This window comes from Flavobacterium sp. N2270, assembly GCF_025947225.1.
Lineage (GTDB): Bacteria > Bacteroidota > Bacteroidia > Flavobacteriales > Flavobacteriaceae > Flavobacterium.
Window position 1 is genome coordinate 900,914 of the sequence record NZ_CP110005.1, and the last position, 17,304, is coordinate 918,217.

Consider the following 17,304-nt stretch of genomic DNA (forward strand, 5'->3'; position numbering starts at 1 on the left):
TTTATAAAGCCCTCAAAGTATTACTAAATGTTATTTTATAAGTAGCAACATCTTTTACATAGTCTTTTCTTAGATAAATGAACTTGTATTTTGCTGCATTTTTAGGTTCAATTATGACTTCTTGTTTAGAAAAGTTATCTTTAATTATAAGTGTTTTGTTGTTGTCAAAGCTAAAATAATCAGCTAAATGCGTTTTCAGATTGGTAATAGGATATTTAGAGTAAACTGTTTTGCCTTCTTGTGTAGCCATTATCTTTTCACCTTTGTATCCTTTCGTTAAAATCAATACACTTTTAGACTTTGAAGTTCCGTTTACTTCTTTCAAGAAATTTTTTGTTTCTTGTTTAGAACTGCTTCTAAAATCGTCTCTAACTTCCGTTTTAATAGGACTGCACATTATAAATAAAGTAGCTATTATTCCTAAAACTATCTTTTTCATCTTTCTTTTTTTAAGTGTTCTCTGTATTTAAACGGAATACAAAAGAATCTATTATATCTTTGTAAAGATAATTCAATTAAAATGATTCAATCTTTTGGGCATCGCGGAGCAAAAGGCTACGTAAGCGAAAACACATTGGCATCCTTTCAAAAAGCATTAGATTTAAATGTTTATGGAATTGAACTTGATGTGCATGTTTGTGCTTCAGGTGAATTAGTGGTTTTTCATGATTTTACTTTAGATAGAATAACCAATGGAAGTGGGGAAATTCATAACTTTTCTTTAGAAGAATTAAAAAAACTAAAGGTTGATGGTGTATTTGAAATTCCAACATTAGAGGAGGTTTTAAACTTGATAAACAGAAAATGCAAGGTTAATATCGAATTAAAAGGACATGATACGGCAAAGCCAGCACTGCAAATAATTGAAAAATATATACAAGAATACAATTGGAAAATGGAAAATTTCATTGTTTCTAGTTTCCAAAGAGACGAACTTTATAAAGTAAGTCAGTTGAATTCAAATGTTCCATTAGCGGTTTTAACGCAAGCAAGTGTGGAACAAGCCATGGAGTGGGCTGATGAGTTTTCGGCAAAATACATTCATCCGCATTTTTCATTATTAACGGAAGACAATTGTAAAATGGCAACCGAAAAAGGATTTAAAATCAACACTTGGACCGTTGATGATGTTGCCGATATTGAACGAATTAAGAAATATAAAATAAACGGAATTATTTCCGATTTTCCAGATAGAATATGAATACAGATTTTGATATAATTATTGTAGGTGGTGGTGCGGCTGGTTTTTTTACGGCTATAAATATTGCTGAAAAGAATAAACATTTAAAAGTTGCTATTTTAGAACGTGGTAAAGAAGTTTTGTCGAAAGTTCGAATTTCTGGTGGCGGAAGATGTAATGTTACGCATGCTTGTTTTGTACCAAATGATTTAGTTAAATTTTATCCTCGTGGCGAAAAAGAACTACGCGGACCCTTTCATCAGTTTTGTTCTGGAGATACTATTGAATGGTTCGAAAATCATGGAGTTGCATTGAAAATTGAAGAAGACGGAAGGATGTTTCCTGAATCTAATTCTTCACAAACCATTATCGATTGTTTTACGGACAATGTTCATAAATTAGGCATTCAAGTTTTAACAGGTCAAAGTGTTCAGTCTTTGTTTAAAACCGAAGAATTTTGGAAAGTAGAAACCAATAAAGAAACGTTTGCTTGTAAAAAATTAATTATTTCAGCAGGAAGTAATCCTAAAGTTTGGGAAATGCTTTCCGAACTTGGTCATACAATTATTCCGCCTGTTCCATCATTGTTTACATTTAATATCAAAGATCCTAGAATTAAAGATTTAATGGGTTTGTCGGCTTTTGCTTCGGTAAAAGTAAAAGGCTCTAAATTAAGCGCAAGTGGACCTTTGTTAATTACACATTGGGGAATGAGCGGGCCTGGAATTTTAAGGCTTTCAGCTTGGGGAGCACGAGAATTAGCCGATAAAAATTACCAATTTGCTCTTTTGGTTAATTGGCTAAATGATATCGGTTTAGAAGAAGCTGTTGATGTTTTGAAAAACCTGAAAGAAGAACATACAAAAAAGACAATCATTAAAAAATCGCCTTTCGAATTCCCAAATCGTTTGTGGGAAAGTTTGGTTTTGGCTTCAGGAATTTCTGAAGAAACTAAATGGGCAGATTTGTCTAAAAAACAAATTAATCAGTTAGCAGAACAATTGACAAATGGCGTTTTTCAGGTAAATGGAAAAAGTACCTTTAAGGAAGAATTTGTAACTGCAGGTGGAGTTGATTTAAAAGAAATTAACTTTAAAACAATGGAAAGTAAATTGTTGCCAAACCTGTATTTAGCTGGTGAAGTATTAAATATTGATGCCATTACCGGAGGTTTTAATTTCCAAAACGCCTGGACAGGAGGTTTTATAATTTCAGAAGCTATTTAAAACGTCAGTTCGAGTGTTTTTTGTGTAGTAAAACGGAACAAAAAATGTATCGAGAACCGTTTTTAATAAATTTTTTTCTTGTTCTTGATATAATTTTCTTCTAAAATCACTCGAACGGACGAAAAATCATCATTAAAAACTTAATTATAAATCAGTATTACCAATTCAACACTAAAATACTAACGGTTAAAATAGTAGCAAAACTTACCCAGGCCATATACGGAACCAATAACATTGCTGCTTTTTTGTCAATTTTTTTGAAAATTAAATACGTTTCGTAAATCACTAAAAGTAAGATTACAATTTCAATTGAAGCTAATAAAACATTGCAAAGTCCGAAAAACAAATACGACCAAAGTGCATTTAAAGCTAGTTGTACAATAAAAAATAACAATCCTTTTTTGACCAATTCTTTTTGCTCTGTAATTTTACCCCAAATTAATCCAGCAGAAACTCCCATCATAATGAAAAGCAATGTCCAAACAGGTGCAAAAACCCAATTAGGTGGATTAAAAACAGGTTTTTCTAATGTTGGATACCAAGTGGCAATTGACGATTGAGTGACTAAACTTGATAAGTAGCCAACAGCCAAACAGATGATTACGAAATACGCTATTTTTAAATACTTGTTCATGAAATGCTAATTTTGATGCAAATTAACGATTATTCCAATAAACTAATTCATCTAAATTGGTATTTTTGCATAAAATAAACGATTATGTTAACTGAAAAGGATTTTATTGCAACCCAATTTTCTTCTGTTGAAAAAGCAAACTTTAAATGGAGTGCGCCAAGTAATATTGCTTTGGTAAAATATTGGGGAAAGAAAGAAAATCACTCGAGCCAAAATGGCGAACAGGCGAAGCAAATTCCTGCAAATCCTTCTATCAGTTTTACGTTGAACAACTGTAAAACGATTACTTCTTTAGCAGTAACTAGGAAAACAGACAATTCTGAAATTACATTCGATTTATTTTTTGAAGGCAAACCCAAAGAAGATTTTAAACCTAAAATTTTAAAATTCTTTCAAAGAATTGAGCAATATTGTCCTTATATAAAAGAATATCATTTTGTAATTGATACCGAGAACACATTTCCACACAGTTCGGGAATTGCGTCTTCTGCTTCGGGAATGGCAGCAATAGCCATGAATATAATGAGTTTAGAAAAAGAACTTAATTCAACAATAACAGATGATTATTTTTATCAAAAAGCTTCTTTTTTAGCCAGATTAGGTTCGGGAAGCGCGTGTAGAAGTGTAAAAGGCGAAGTGGTAATTTGGGGAAGACATTCAGTAACTGAAAATTCATCTGATTTATTCGGAGTTCCATTTGAAAATTTACATGCCAATTTTAAAAATTACCAAGACACTATTTTATTAGTAGATAAAGGTGAAAAACAAGTTTCAAGTACAGTGGGTCACAATTTAATGAAAGGACATCCATTTGCTGAGCAAAGATTTGAACAAGCGCACACAAATTTGTCAAAAATTAAGGCAATTTTATCATCTGGAGATATTGAAGAATTTGTTAAAATTGTAGAAAGTGAAGCCTTGACTTTACATGCTATGATGATGGCTTCGATGCCTTATTTTATTTTAATGAAACCAAATACTTTAGAAATTATTAATAAAATTTGGAGTTTTAGAAATGCAACGCAAACTCCAGTTTGTTTTACATTGGATGCAGGTGCAAATGTACATGTTTTGTATCCAGAAAATGTAAAAGATAAAGTTTTGCAATTTATTAACAATGAATTAGTTGGCTATTGCCAAAACGAGCAGTACATTTGTGATCAAATTGGAAATGGAAGTCAATTGATAATGAATAATTAACAGTTGATAATGGAGAAGAAAAACGTTATTAAAGACAAAACTTTTGAGTTTGCTAAAGAAATTGTATATCTTTATAAAGATTTGGCTGATAAAAAAGAGTTTGTTTTGTCTAGACAATTGTTGCGTTCAGGTACGTCAATTGGTGCAAATGTTCGTGAAGCAGAACATGCACAGAGTAAAGCCGATTTTATTCATAAGCTATCAATTGCTCTTAAAGAAGCAAATGAAACAGAATATTGGTTAGATTTGCTGTTTGAAACAGGCTTTTTAAAAGAAGAGTGTTTTCAAAATAATAAATTAAAAATAATTGAAATATTAAAGTTACTTATCAGTATAATAAATACTTCAAAGAAACAATAATTATTAATTGTCCATTATTAATTATCAATTAAAAGATATGAAAGGCCCTTTATTTTATTCTAAAATATTACTTTTTGGCGAATACGGAATTATAGAAGATTCGAAAGGATTGTCTATTCCTTATAATTTTTACAAAGGAACTCTAAAGGTTTCTGAAAACCCTTCAAACGAAGCTATTAAGTCTAACGAAAGTTTATTGCGATTTGCATCTTATTTAAGTCAAATGCAAAAAGATAAACCAGAATTGGTTTCTTTTGATTTGGCTGCTTTGAAAAACGATGTTGCTAGCGGAATGTATTTCGATTCTAGTATTCCTCAAGGATATGGAGTAGGAAGTAGTGGGGCTTTAGTTGCTGCTATATATGATAAATACGCAACAGATAAAATCACGGTTTTAGAAAATCTAACGAGAGAAAAATTATTGAAATTAAAAACAATTTTTTCTAATATGGAATCTTTTTTCCATGGTAAAAGTTCTGGATTAGATCCTTTAAACAGTTATTTAAGTTTACCTATTTTAATTAATTCTAAAGATAATATTGAACCAACAGGAATTCCTTCTCAAAGTGTTGATGGTAAAGGAGCTGTTTTCTTAATAGACTCAGGAATTGTTGGTGAAACTGCACCTATGGTTACTCTTTTTATGGAAAGTTTGAAAGATAATGGGTTCCGTAAAATGTTAAAATCTCAATTCATAAAATATACTGATGATTGTGTGGAAAACTTTCTACACGGAGATGTTAAATCACTTTTTGCAAATACAAAAAAACTATCTAAAGTTGTTTTAAGTCATTTTAAACCAATGATTCCAGAACAATTTCACCAAGTTTGGCAAAAAGGCATTGATACAAACGATTACTATCTTAAGCTTTGTGGTTCTGGTGGTGGAGGTTACATTTTAGGCTTCACCCAAGATATCGATAAAGCAAAAGAATCTTTAAAAGACTATAAATTAGAAGTAGTTTACCAATTTTAAATGCTGTCAAGAAAAGCTAAATTATTAATAACTAAAATCTTCAGTTTATTTTCTGTTGTTAGAGGTTATAATATTTGGGTTATTGCATTAGCACAATATCTATCTGCAATATTTATTTTAGCAACTGACAGACGGGCTCTTGATGTTTTGTTAGATGTGAAGTTGTTTTTAATAGTAATGGCATCTTCGTTAACCATTGCTTCAGGTTATATTATTAATAATTTTTATGATAGTAAAAAAGATTTAATTAATCGCCCTAGAAAAGCAATGATAGATAGACTAGTAAGTCAAGACACTAAACTAAAAGTTTATTTTTCTATTAATTTATTTGTTGCCTTTTTAGCCAGTTTTATATCGTGGAGAGCCATTTTGTTTTTCTCTGCTTATATTTTTATTATTTGGTATTATTCTCATAAGTTAAAGAAGTTCCCTTTTATTGGAAACCTTGTTGCTGCTCTTTTAGCCGTTTTACCTTTTTTTGGAGTATTAATGTATTTTAAGAATTTTTATAGTGTTGTATTTGCTCACGCTACATTTTTATACCTACTGATTTTGATAAGAGAATTTGTAAAAGATTTAGAAAATATCGAAGGTGATTTAGTATCAAACTATAAAACAATTCCAGTTTTATATGGAGAAGTAAGAGCAAAATATATTATTACTATTTTAACTGCTTTAACGATTATTCCAGTTTACTTTTTAATAGATGTTTTTGATGTTGGCTATATGGATATTTATTTTTATATCAGTTATTTAGTTCTTATATTTTTCTTATTAAAACTTTGGAATTCAAAAACTAAACAAGATTTTTTAAAACTTCATTTTTTAATTAAATTAGTTATTGTAGCAGGCGTTTTTTGTATTGTTTTAATAGAACCTGAGGTTTTGTTGCACGGAAAAAAATTGATATCCACATATTAGTTATATCTTTGCAAAAAATATATTAAGAAATGACTCGTCATCAAGGAGATAACAGTAAGAAAAAAGGAACCTCAGCAAGACAAGGTGGAGCTAAAAAACCAAGTACTTCTAGAGGAAATGCGCCGATAAGAAAAACGGCATCAAAATTTGCGACTAAACCAGGGGAGCAAAAAGCACCAAAAGCACCAAAAGCGCCAAAAAACCCAGATGAAATAAGATTAAATAAATACATTGCCAATTCAGGGATGTGTAGCCGTAGAGATGCGGATATTTATATTCAGAGCGGAAATGTTAAGGTAAACGGAGTTCCAGTAACCGAAATGGGTTATAAAGTGAAATTAACCGATGTGGTTCAATTTGATGGAACAACCATTACACCTGAAAAGAAAGAATATCTTTTATTGAATAAGCCTAAGAATTTTTCAACAGTAAATGATGAGAATAGAGGTGATTCAAATGTGTTGGAATTGGTAAAAGGAGCTACTAAAGCTAACTTACAGCCTGTAGGAAGAATGGATAAAACCACAACGGGTTTGTTGTTATTTACTAATGATACTGATATTATTACCAAATTTACATCACCAAATCAAAGATCATCTAAGTTATATCAAGTAACTTTAGATAAAAATCTTAAGTATGATGATTTGGAAAAAATTTCAAATGGTTTAACAATTGACGAATTTAGAGTTTACGTTGAAGAAGTAACTTATATAGAAGATCAGCCTAAAAGTGAAATTGGTATTAAGATGAAAACTGCCAATGTTAAGATAGTCCGTAAAATATTTGAACATTTAAAATACAATGTAATTAAATTAGATCGTGTTACTTTTGCAGGTTTAACAAAGAAAAATTTACCAAGAGGAAATTGGAGATTTCTAACAGAACAAGAAATTATCAATTTAAAAAATAGTTAAAAAAAGACCGAGTTTTTACTCGGTCTTTTTTTATCTTATTAAGGAGAAGTGAGCTCTAAATATTTTTTCTTGCCCTTCATATATATAATTTACATTGAACCAATAATCAGTTGAAGGAAGTTTTTTGCCATTATAAGTTCCATCCCAACCCGTTCCATTTGGCGAAATTTGTTTGATTAATTTTCCATACCTATCAAAAATTGATATTATTGATTCAGGATGGTCAATTGCTAAGTCAAATATGTTCCATGTTTCATTTGTAGCATCACCATTTGGTGTAAAATATCTAGGATAGTTAATTACTGTAGCATTTAATATAAAATCACCACAATATCCAAAAATATCTCTTACCGTTATTATATGTTCACCTGAACTAACATTGGTAAATTGATTACTTGTTTGAAATTCTCCGTCGTCTAATTGGTAAATATATGTACCAATTCCATTCTCAATATTTATTGTAATTACTGCAACATTATCAAATGGTTCACTAACACTTACTGTTGCAGTTGCAGCGCTTGATTGCTCAACTAAAACAGTGGTAGGTTTGTAATTACAATCTGGAGGATTGTCGGCTAATACTTTTATAGTAACTACATCATAAGTTCCTGCTGTAGTTGCAAGATAAGTTGGGCCAGTTCCCATTAGATTTCCGTTTAAATACCATTCTACAGTAAAATCAGCAGGATTTAAACCAGAATCTAATAATAATGGCGATATGGTTACGCTTGGATCATTAGCATCAACACAAATAATACCACCAGCAATAGTTAAGTCTAATAATGGATAAACGGTGAATTGAAACGTTTCTTCATCAGAACATATAACAGTTCCATCAATAGTAGTTTCGGCATAAACCCAAACAATATGCGTTTCTGGTGATGTAGAATTATTTGTAAAAGTATAATTTGAAGGATTTATGATATTGGCTGTGTTTCCACCAGATTGACTATAATAATTTACAGTATATGTTCCGGTTGTCACAACAGGTATTACTGGTAAAGCTGGCAGTGTATATACACCACAATAATTTTGATTGTTTAATGCAGCATAGCTTGGCAATACTGGTGTTTCTAATATAGAAACAGTAAAATACTGTTCATCTGGACAATTAATTAAAAACCCATCGTCATTAACAGCATATAAACATATTGTTTGAGGAGTTGGTGTATTTGTTGAATTAAATACATAAGTGTTTGGATCAATAATTGGTCCGGTTGGATCATTTAAATGAAATTCTATATGATATAAGGCTTGAGCTCCTTCTGGAGGAAGATGGTTTAATAGGTTTGCATCTAACATTGCACTATCACAAGAAACGATATCGTCAATAGGAGGTAAATTAACTCCATTAAATAAAATTTGAAATCTTTTATCAACTCTACAGCCACTTACATTATCTTCATAATAGAAATAAAAAGTTTCAGTTGTTGTGAATTCAATATTTGGGTCTACAAGCACGCCTGTTCCGTTTGGACCATCAGGTTCTGTGTAATAAGCTCCAACTGCAGGTGTTGCTAAAAAGTAAGGATTACATTCTGGTCTACTAGAAGCATACTGATACAAGTCGGGAAAAGGAGAAATTGTAATTGTGAAAGGATCTTCATTAAAACAAGTTCTTGTTGTTCCGTCTGCATTATTGTGAATTATTTCATTGTATATATAATAAGTTCCTGGTGAAATTCCACCTGTTAAATTTATAATGCCTCCAGCGCTTAACGTACTTTGTCCAGGAACAGTTGGCCCTCCTGATAAGGTATAATAAGTTCCGTTTGTTAATGTTGGTAAAATATATTCACCACAATAGTTGCCGTCGTCTATTGTATCAACTGGAACTTGCGGGTAAATTGTAATATTATAATTTAAAAATTCAGCACAATTTGAAGCGTCAGTAACATTAGCGTAAAAATAAACGACTTGAGAAGAAGTTATTGGGTCTGCTTGATTAATTGGGTTTCCACCACCATTTGGAGCGTCAAAATATCCGCCAAATGATAATAAAGGGAGAGTGTATGTTTCACAAGCAAAAATATTTCCAAAAATATTAGGGTCAATTATATTTACTTGAAAAGAATTTTGGTCATCACAAACTTGAGGATTTCCGTTCACATCTATGTATGGAGCGGTGTTATAAACATAAATAGTTTCTGAAGTGTTTATTACTTGACCAACAGGATAATTTGTTCCTGTTCCTCCAGATCCAGTATAATACATGCCGTTTGTAAGTGGAGGTAATGTATATGAATTGCATCGAGTTTCATCGATTGGTGTATCTACAAGCGGAATAGGGTGAATGTTAATATCGAAACGTTCATCTCTACATGGAGTCCCGGTAGGAACTTCTGCATAATAATAGATAGTTTCAACAATAGATGATTGTGTATTGTTGGTAAAGGTGGTTCCAGTAGGAATTAAAGTTCCAGTTCCGCTTGGCCCACCAAGAGCAGTATAGAATGCCCCAATTCCATAAGGTGGATTCGGAACTATAAATTCACCACAATTATCAAGTATTGGAACATACTCATCTACAAAATATAGTTCAAAATTACTTTCATTTGTACAACCGTTTGCATCTGGACCTGAAAAAATATAATAAGTACCACCTTGGTCAATTTCATCGCCTGAATTAAATTGAATTTGACCAGGAGTAGTTGGTCCACCAGAAAGTAAATAATAGGTTCCGTTTGTGATTACTGGTAAGAAATAAGAATGACATTCTTGAATATTGGTAAGTGTATCGACTAATGGTAATGGATAGACTGTAACCACCACGCTAGTTACATCAAAACAATTAGGATTGGTTACGTCTTCAATTCTAAACCAAAATGTATATGTAGTTGATCCCGATGGTATTGTGCCAATATTTCCAATAGCACCAGTACCGGCAATTGCATTTGTTTGGTTATTATAATATGTTATGATTGTTCCAGTTTGGCCGTTTTCTACCTCGGTATTGTGAGTGCTTAAATCATAAGTTAATTGATTTTCACAAGTAGAACCTGGAGTAGTAGAACCTGCAATAATATTTGCAATTTCAGTTAAGTTAAATGAATAAACTGCGTCACAAAAATTACCTGTATTTATGTTTAAAATTTTAATATAAATAGTCTGTCCATCCGCACCAGAATAATTCGTTAAGTCTGAAATAGGAATGAAGTTATTTGATGTAATGTCAGCAGCTGTCTCAAAATAAAATACATCATAAATGACATCGTCAATTCCTAATGCAAATTCATTATTGATGGTAAGATCATAAATGTTTGTAGCTCCTCCAGAATCACAAGTAGACAAATCACTCGGGTTGTTCACCATTAATGAGTTGAAAATAATTTCATCTGAAATGACACAACCTCCTTTTGTAACTTCTACATAATACGTTCCGGGTTGAGTTACGGTATAAGTTGGGTTGGTTTCACCAGATATTGGAAAAGTATTTAAAAACCACTGATAATCATATGAACTATCTATAGTTGCGTCTAATAGAAAAGTATCTCCTGTACAAATGGTAGTGTCATTTCCAAGAGAGAAATCTCTTGTAAAATTTAAGGGACTTATAAATATTGCAGAGTCATAGTTTGTACTAATATAATCTCCAATTACTAATTTTAATCGATATGGATTAAGTGGTATTATACTGGCGCTTCCACTCATTGATATAGAATGACCTCTCATATTCAATGTTGATGCAGCAGGATTGGCTACATTGTATACGTCAAAATACGTTGGATTAGTTGAGCTACAAGAAGCATTATATATTTCGTCCTTAATAGTTGCTGTAGATATTGGGTTTGAAGTAGTAGGTACTAAAGCAATATTAGTTATAACTCCAGTATTAATGTTTGTAAGTTCAAATGCTACAATGTCTCTTGATAAACATTGAAACTCACCATATTCATTTGAAGCAAATACAAAATCAAAATTAAATGAATTTGAATAGGTTGTAAATTCAAATTCTAAATAAGCCAAATCGACTAATGCTCCTGTTGAACCACTATTTGTGTTGCTTAAATTTTGTAAAAAAGCATCAGTTCCACCTCCAGTTGCTGTTGTACCTAAGTTTGTTCCGGTGTAGGTTCCTTGAGTATTTGCTGCAATACCATTTCTAATTATTACACCTTCAGTTATTGGGAAAACAGATCCGTTCTGATTAAAATAAGCAACAGATTGACCAGACGAAAAAGATATGTTAGATGTTTCTACACAAGGATCGGTTACTAATACGTCAACAAGGTTATCTGCAGTTCTTGTATCATCAACAATAATTGTTTGAGAAAATAAACTAGTAGATAATAATAGAATTAAATAATATATTTTTTTCATAGTGATTTCTTTGGGAGGAAAAATCAATTTAACTAAAATTAATAAACTTTGCTAAATAAAGTAGAATAATAAAGCAAAAAAGTTTAGATATTTTGAAATATCTAAACTTTTTTAACATTTATTACATGTAATCTAATCTAATCGTTTAATTTTAAAACAGCCATAAACGCTTCTTGTGGAATTTCAACATTTCCTACTTGACGCATTCGCTTTTTACCTTTTTTCTGTTTTTCTAAAAGTTTACGCTTACGAGAAATATCTCCACCATAACATTTGGCAGTTACGTCTTTTCTTAATGCTTTTATCGTTTCACGAGCAATAATTTTGGCTCCAATAGCTGCTTGAATTGGAATGTCAAATTGTTGTCTTGGAATCAATTCTTTCAGTTTTTCACACATTTTCTTACCAATATAGTAAGCATTACTTTCGTGAATTAAAGCTGAAAGTGCATCAACAGATTGTGCGTTTAATAAAACATCTAGTTTTACTAATTTAGATTCGCGCATTCCAATAGGAGCATAGTCAAAAGAAGCATATCCTTTCGAAACGGTTTTTAATCGATCATAAAAATCAAATACAATTTCTGCTAAAGGCATGTCGAAATTTAACTCAACACGTTCAGTAGTTAAATAAGTTTGATTGGTAATTACACCACGCTTTTCAATACATAAACTCATAACATTACCTACAAAATCAGCTTTGGTAATGATTGTAGCTTTAATGTATGGTTCCTCAACTCTATCTAATTTTGAAGGTTCAGGTAAATCAGAAGGATTATTAACAATTAAAACAGTATCTGGTTCTTTTTTTGTGTAAGCATGATATGAAACGTTAGGAACTGTTGTAATAACAGTCATGTCAAATTCACGTTCTAAACGTTCTTGGATGATTTCCATGTGAAGCATTCCTAAAAATCCACAACGGAAACCAAATCCTAATGCTGCAGAACTTTCAGCAGTAAATACTAAAGAAGCATCATTCAATTGTAATTTTTCCATTGAAGCACGTAAATCTTCAAAATCTTCGGTGTCAACAGGATAAATTCCTGCAAATACCATTGGTTTTACATCTTCAAAACCAGTAATCATATTTGTAGTTGGAGTTTTTGCATCTGTAATGGTATCACCAACTTTAACTTCTTTCGCTTCTTTAATTCCAGAAATTAAATAACCAACATCACCTGTAGAAATTTTGTCTTTAGGTACTTGGTTCAATTTTAAAGTCCCAACTTCATCAGCAAAATATTCATTGCCGGTTGCCATGAATTTAATTTTTTGCCCTTTTTTAATTTCACCATTAACAACACGAAATATTACTTCAATTCCTCTAAAAGGGTTGTAGTGCGAGTCAAAAATTAAGGCTTGTAAAGGTTCTTCTACATTTCCTTTTGGAGCAGGAACTTTTTCAATAATCGCTTCTAAAATTTTATCAACTCCAAAGCCTGTTTTACCAGAGGCATGAATAATATCTTCTAGTTTACATCCTAATAAATCAATTATATCATCACTAACTTCTTCAGGGTTTGCACTTGGTAAATCAACTTTGTTTAAAACTGGAATAATTTCCAAGTCATTTTCTAACGCTAAATATAAATTTGAAATTGTTTGTGCTTGTATACTTTGCGCTGCATCTACAATCAATAAAGCGCCTTCGCAAGCAGCAATAGAACGAGAAACTTCGTAAGAAAAATCTACGTGTCCTGGAGTGTCAATTAAATTTAAAATATAATCTTCACCATTATGTTTGTAATTCATTTGTATGGCGTGACTCTTAATGGTAATACCACGTTCACGCTCTAAATCCATATTGTCTAGCAATTGTGCTTTTTCTTCACGAGCAGTTACAGTTTGCGTTGCGCCTAATAATCTGTCAGCCAACGTACTTTTACCGTGGTCAATATGAGCTATAATACAAAAATTTCTAATGTTCTTCATTCTTCATTTATTTGGGCGTTACCTCCTCTTCGTTACGGTCAGGCTTTTCGCTATATCTTTTGTTTCATTTCATTACACAAAAGGATGTCGCTTCAATCCTTAACGCTTTTCAATATAGTAACATATAATCTGCAAATATAATTCAAAGTTTTGGATTGTTATAGTAAGAAATGGGTTTCTTGAAGTTAGAATTCATAGAAATCAACATTCAAAAAAGTGACAATCAAAAATCTTATTGTATTTTTGCAAAAAAAAACACAATTAATGCCAAAAATTGGAAACATAGAATTACCCGATTTTCCTTTACTATTAGCGCCAATGGAAGACGTGAGTGATCCGCCATTTCGTAGACTTTGTAAATTGCATGGGGCAGATTTAATGTATTCTGAATTTATTTCTTCAGAAGGGTTAATTCGCGATGCTATGAAAAGTAAAAAGAAACTGGATATTTTTGATTACGAACGACCAGTTGGAATTCAAATTTTTGGAGGAGATGAAGAAGCCATGGAAATGTCTGCTAAAATTGTTGAAACGGTTCAGCCCGATTTAGTAGATATTAATTTTGGTTGTCCTGTAAAAAAAGTTGTTTGTAAAGGAGCAGGAGCAGGGGTTTTAAAAGATGTAGATTTAATGGTGCGTTTAACTAAAGCCGTTATTAAAGGAACAAGTCTTCCAGTTACTGTAAAAACGCGTTTAGGCTGGGATGAAAATTCTATAAATATTGATGAGGTTGCAGAGCGTTTACAAGATATTGGAGTACAAGCATTAACTGTTCATGCAAGAACAAGAGCGCAAATGTATAAAGGGCATTCAGATTGGTCTCACATAGCTCGCGTTAAAAATAATCCAAGAATTACTATGCCTATTTTTGGTAATGGAGATATTGATTCGCCAGAAAAAGCATTAGAATATAAAAATAAGTTTGGTCTTGACGGAATGATGATTGGCCGAGCGGCAATTGGATATCCATGGATATTTAATGAAATAAAACATTATTTTAATACCGGCGAAATTTTAGCTCCACCATCAATGGCAGATAGAATTGATGCTGCAAAAAATCATTTAATTTGGTCTGTAGAATGGAAAAATGAGCGAGTGGGAATTGTAGAAATGAGAAGACATTATACAAACTACTTTAAAGGAATTCACAGTTTTAAAGAATATAAACAACGATTAGTAACAACTGATGATTTAGAAGGGTTGTTCAAAATCTTTGACGAAATAGCAGATGTGTATTCAAATTATGAATTTGATGTGAAATAAAAAAACCCAGCTTTTGCTGGGTTTTTTGTGGTAATCAAAATCTTTATTAGTCTTCGATAACTACTACTTGAGCAGCAACGATACCTTTTCTTCCTTCTTCTTCTTCGAACTGTACTTTATCACCTTCGTTTAAAGAATCAACTCTTAATCCTGTAGCGTGTACAAAAATATCTTTACCTGTTTCGTCATTAGTAATAAATCCGAAACCTTTTTCTTCATTGAAGAACTTAACTGTGCCTGTAGCCATTTTGTAATATAAAATAATTAATAATGCGCCAAAGATATACTTATTTTCTAAAAACACATAACTGAAACGACATTTTATTTATAAAATTATTGATTTTCAATGTTTTCGTCTTTTTTTTGGTAAGTTTTAAACATATAATCTTTAGCGTTTTTTGTTCTATATCTGTGGTAAATAAATACCGGCATTAAAACTAAAGCCATAATCAAAATTCCTATTCCTACCCATTTGTCACCTTCAATATTACCTTGATTTTTATGAAAATAACCATAAGAAACAAAACCAATAACAGCAAGAACAAGTAATCTGATTAAATACTTCATTGTTAATTTTTTATATTCAATTGAATGTGTAATTCGTCCAGTTGTTTGTTGTCAATTTTAGATGGTGCGTCAATCATTACATCTCTTCCAGAATTATTTTTTGGAAAAGCAATAAAATCACGAATGGTTTCTTGTCCGCCTAAAATTGAAACTAATCTATCTAAACCAAATGCTAAACCTCCATGTGGTGGCGCTCCATATTCGAAGGCGTTTAATAAGAATCCAAATTGTGCCAATGCTTCTTCTTTGCTAAATCCTAATAAATCAAACATTCTGGACTGTAATTCTCTATCGTGAATACGAATAGAACCTCCGCCAATTTCATTTCCGTTTAAAACCATGTCGTAAGCATTTGCTCTTACTTTTCCTGGTTCTGTTTCAATTAATTTAATATCTTCTGGTTTAGGAGAAGTAAAAGGATGGTGCATTGCGTGATAACGTCCACTTTCTTCATCCCATTCTAATAAAGGAAAGTCTACAACCCATAAAGGAGCAAAATCATCAGCTTTACGTAATCCTAATCGTGTTGCTAGCTCCATACGAAGTGCAGAAAGTTGTGCACGTGTTTTATCAGCAGGTCCAGAAAGTACTAAAATTAAATCTCCAGCTTTAGCATTGGTAGCTTCAGCCCATTGCTGCAAATCTTCTTGATCATAAAATTTATCTACTGATGATTTAAAAGTTCCATCAGCTTCGCATTTCACATAAACCATTCCTAGAGCACCAACTTGAGGGCGTTTTACCCAATCAATCAAAGCGTCAATTTCTTTTCTTGAGTACGATGCGCAACCTGGTACAGCAATTCCAACCACTAATTCAGCAGCATTAAATACTGGGAATTCTTTGTGTTGAGCAACTGCATTCAACTCACCAAATTTCATGTCAAAACGAATATCTGGTTTGTCGTTACCGTATGTTTTCATGGCATAGTCGTAAGTAATTCTAGGAAACTTATCTACTTCTACACCTTTAATTTCTTTTAATAAATGGCGTGTTAAGTTTTCGAAAATATTTAAAATATCTTCTTGCTCTACGAAAGCCATTTCACAGTCAATTTGTGTAAACTCAGGTTGTCTGTCTGCGCGTAAATCTTCATCACGGAAACATTTCACAATTTGGAAATATTTATCCATTCCGCCAACCATCAACAATTGCTTGAACGTTTGTGGCGATTGTGGAAGTGCATAAAACTGACCTTCATTCATTCTACTTGGCACTACAAAGTCACGAGCACCTTCTGGTGTAGATTTAATTAAGTAAGGTGTTTCAATCTCGCAAAAACCTTCATCAGAAAGAAATTTACGGACTTCCATGCTTACTTTATGACGGAAAATTAAATTGTTTTTTACCGGATTTCTACGAATGTCTAAATAACGATATTTCATTCGAATGTCTTCACCACCATCAGTTTCATCTTCAATTGTAAAAGGAGGAAGAAGCGCTTCGTTTAGAATAGTAAGTTCAGAAACTAAAATTTCTATTTCACCTGTCGGCATGTTAGGGTTTTTAGATTCTCTTTCGATAACAGTTCCTTTTACCTGAATTACAAATTCTCTTCCTAATGATTTTGCTTTTTCAATAACCGTTTTGTCAGTTCTTTGTTCGTCAAAAATTAATTGAGTTATTCCATAGCGATCTCTTAAATCGACCCAAATCATGAATCCTTTATCACGTGATTTTTGAACCCAACCTGCAAGGGTTACTTCTGTATTAATGTGTGAAGCGTTTAAAGCTCCGCATGAATGACTTCTGTACATTGGAAAATTGTTTTTTATTTCATACTGTTCGACCACAGGTCTCGGGTGCAAA

General features: G+C 31.9%; 15 protein-coding genes. 8 read left to right on the forward strand and 7 right to left on the reverse strand.

Features of this window, described 5'->3' with window-relative positions:
- Position 1: 1 nt before the first annotated feature.
- A complete protein-coding gene (locus tag OLM55_RS04140; RefSeq protein ID WP_264560156.1) occupies positions 2–439 on the reverse strand; it encodes a hypothetical protein in 438 nt (145 codons plus the stop codon).
- 81 nt (positions 440–520) lie between these two features.
- On the opposite strand from OLM55_RS04140, the gene OLM55_RS04145 reads away from it, so the two are divergent.
- Both OLM55_RS04145 and OLM55_RS04150 read left to right on the forward strand, forming a co-directional pair.
- Entirely contained in the window at positions 521–1,201 is a 681-nt protein-coding gene (locus OLM55_RS04145) for a glycerophosphodiester phosphodiesterase (protein WP_264560157.1), read from the forward strand.
- On the forward strand, positions 1,198–2,406 hold the full coding sequence (locus tag OLM55_RS04150; RefSeq protein ID WP_264560158.1) for an NAD(P)/FAD-dependent oxidoreductase: 1,209 nt from the start codon (positions 1,198–1,200) through the stop codon (positions 2,404–2,406). Before OLM55_RS04145 ends, OLM55_RS04150 begins: the two co-directional genes overlap by 4 nt.
- A gap of 157 nt (positions 2,407–2,563) precedes the next feature.
- On the opposite strand, the gene OLM55_RS04155 is transcribed toward OLM55_RS04150, so the two are convergent.
- Positions 2,564–3,040: a TspO/MBR family protein gene (locus OLM55_RS04155; protein WP_264560159.1), complete on the reverse strand. Its 477-nt coding sequence runs from the start codon at positions 3,038–3,040 to the stop codon at positions 2,564–2,566.
- A gap of 84 nt (positions 3,041–3,124) precedes the next feature.
- On the opposite strand from OLM55_RS04155, the gene OLM55_RS04160 reads away from it, so the two are divergent.
- The 5 genes from OLM55_RS04160 to OLM55_RS04180 are packed head-to-tail and all read left to right on the forward strand — an operon-like array spanning position 3,125 to position 7,411.
- On the forward strand, positions 3,125–4,240 hold the full coding sequence (locus OLM55_RS04160) for a diphosphomevalonate/mevalonate 3,5-bisphosphate decarboxylase family protein (RefSeq protein WP_264560160.1): 1,116 nt from the start codon (positions 3,125–3,127) through the stop codon (positions 4,238–4,240).
- Positions 4,241–4,249: 9 nt separating this feature from the next.
- Positions 4,250–4,600 (forward strand): four helix bundle protein, encoded by a 351-nt coding sequence (locus OLM55_RS04165; protein WP_264560161.1) that lies wholly within the window; start codon positions 4,250–4,252, stop codon positions 4,598–4,600.
- Between the two features lie 37 nt (positions 4,601–4,637).
- Positions 4,638–5,576 (forward strand): mevalonate kinase, encoded by a 939-nt coding sequence (locus tag OLM55_RS04170; RefSeq protein WP_264560162.1) that lies wholly within the window; start codon positions 4,638–4,640, stop codon positions 5,574–5,576.
- Positions 5,577–6,497 carry a geranylgeranylglycerol-phosphate geranylgeranyltransferase gene (locus tag OLM55_RS04175; RefSeq protein WP_264560163.1) on the forward strand — a complete coding sequence of 307 codons (921 nt, stop codon included), beginning with the start codon at positions 5,577–5,579 and terminating at the stop codon, positions 6,495–6,497.
- A gap of 29 nt (positions 6,498–6,526) precedes the next feature.
- Positions 6,527–7,411: a pseudouridine synthase gene (locus tag OLM55_RS04180; protein ID WP_264560164.1), complete on the forward strand. Its 885-nt coding sequence runs from the start codon at positions 6,527–6,529 to the stop codon at positions 7,409–7,411.
- Between the two features lie 30 nt (positions 7,412–7,441).
- On the opposite strand, the gene OLM55_RS04185 is transcribed toward OLM55_RS04180, so the two are convergent.
- Together OLM55_RS04185 and lepA are read right to left on the reverse strand one after the other, a co-directional pair.
- Complete coding sequence (locus OLM55_RS04185) at positions 7,442–11,731, reverse strand: T9SS type B sorting domain-containing protein (RefSeq protein ID WP_264560165.1); 4,290 nt, start codon at positions 11,729–11,731, stop codon at positions 7,442–7,444.
- 137 nt (positions 11,732–11,868) lie between these two features.
- Complete coding sequence (gene lepA / locus OLM55_RS04190) at positions 11,869–13,665, reverse strand: translation elongation factor 4 (protein ID WP_264560166.1); 1,797 nt, start codon at positions 13,663–13,665, stop codon at positions 11,869–11,871.
- A 264-nt stretch (positions 13,666–13,929) separates the two neighbouring features.
- Here lepA and dusB point away from each other — a divergent pair, with 264 nt between their 5' ends.
- Positions 13,930–14,928: a tRNA dihydrouridine synthase DusB gene (dusB, locus tag OLM55_RS04195; RefSeq protein WP_264560167.1), complete on the forward strand. Its 999-nt coding sequence runs from the start codon at positions 13,930–13,932 to the stop codon at positions 14,926–14,928.
- A gap of 46 nt (positions 14,929–14,974) precedes the next feature.
- Here dusB and OLM55_RS04200 read toward each other — a convergent pair whose 3' ends face one another.
- From OLM55_RS04200 to aspS, 3 genes are all read right to left on the reverse strand, one after another.
- Positions 14,975–15,175, reverse strand: a complete 201-nt coding sequence (locus tag OLM55_RS04200; RefSeq protein ID WP_264560168.1) for a cold-shock protein — start codon at positions 15,173–15,175, stop codon at positions 14,975–14,977.
- Positions 15,176–15,261: 86 nt separating this feature from the next.
- Positions 15,262–15,495: a hypothetical protein gene (locus OLM55_RS04205; RefSeq protein WP_264560169.1), complete on the reverse strand. Its 234-nt coding sequence runs from the start codon at positions 15,493–15,495 to the stop codon at positions 15,262–15,264.
- 2 nt (positions 15,496–15,497) lie between these two features.
- Positions 15,498–17,252 carry an aspartate--tRNA ligase gene (gene aspS / locus OLM55_RS04210; RefSeq protein WP_264560170.1) on the reverse strand — a complete coding sequence of 585 codons (1,755 nt, stop codon included), beginning with the start codon at positions 17,250–17,252 and terminating at the stop codon, positions 15,498–15,500.
- Positions 17,253–17,304: the final 52 nt, after the last annotated feature.

Excerpts from the sequence above, each read along its gene's own strand:
- OLM55_RS04140 (WP_264560156.1), bottom strand. The coding sequence starts at position 439 with ATGAAAAAGATAGTTTTAGGAATAATAGCTACTTTATTTATAATGTGC.
- OLM55_RS04145 (WP_264560157.1), top strand. The coding sequence starts at position 521 with ATGATTCAATCTTTTGGGCATCGCGGAGCAAAAGGCTACGTAAGCGAA.
- OLM55_RS04150 (WP_264560158.1), top strand. The coding sequence starts at position 1,198 with ATGAATACAGATTTTGATATAATTATTGTAGGTGGTGGTGCGGCTGGT.
- OLM55_RS04155 (WP_264560159.1), bottom strand. The coding sequence starts at position 3,040 with ATGAACAAGTATTTAAAAATAGCGTATTTCGTAATCATCTGTTTGGCT.
- OLM55_RS04160 (WP_264560160.1), top strand. The coding sequence starts at position 3,125 with ATGTTAACTGAAAAGGATTTTATTGCAACCCAATTTTCTTCTGTTGAA.
- OLM55_RS04165 (WP_264560161.1), top strand. The coding sequence starts at position 4,250 with ATGGAGAAGAAAAACGTTATTAAAGACAAAACTTTTGAGTTTGCTAAA.
- OLM55_RS04170 (WP_264560162.1), top strand. The coding sequence starts at position 4,638 with ATGAAAGGCCCTTTATTTTATTCTAAAATATTACTTTTTGGCGAATAC.
- OLM55_RS04175 (WP_264560163.1), top strand. The coding sequence starts at position 5,577 with ATGCTGTCAAGAAAAGCTAAATTATTAATAACTAAAATCTTCAGTTTA.
- OLM55_RS04180 (WP_264560164.1), top strand. The coding sequence starts at position 6,527 with ATGACTCGTCATCAAGGAGATAACAGTAAGAAAAAAGGAACCTCAGCA.
- OLM55_RS04185 (WP_264560165.1), bottom strand. The coding sequence starts at position 11,731 with ATGAAAAAAATATATTATTTAATTCTATTATTATCTACTAGTTTATTT.
- lepA (WP_264560166.1), bottom strand. The coding sequence starts at position 13,665 with ATGAAGAACATTAGAAATTTTTGTATTATAGCTCATATTGACCACGGT.
- dusB (WP_264560167.1), top strand. The coding sequence starts at position 13,930 with ATGCCAAAAATTGGAAACATAGAATTACCCGATTTTCCTTTACTATTA.
- OLM55_RS04200 (WP_264560168.1), bottom strand. The coding sequence starts at position 15,175 with ATGGCTACAGGCACAGTTAAGTTCTTCAATGAAGAAAAAGGTTTCGGA.
- OLM55_RS04205 (WP_264560169.1), bottom strand. The coding sequence starts at position 15,495 with ATGAAGTATTTAATCAGATTACTTGTTCTTGCTGTTATTGGTTTTGTT.
- aspS (WP_264560170.1), bottom strand. The coding sequence starts at position 17,252 with ATGTACAGAAGTCATTCATGCGGAGCTTTAAACGCTTCACACATTAAT.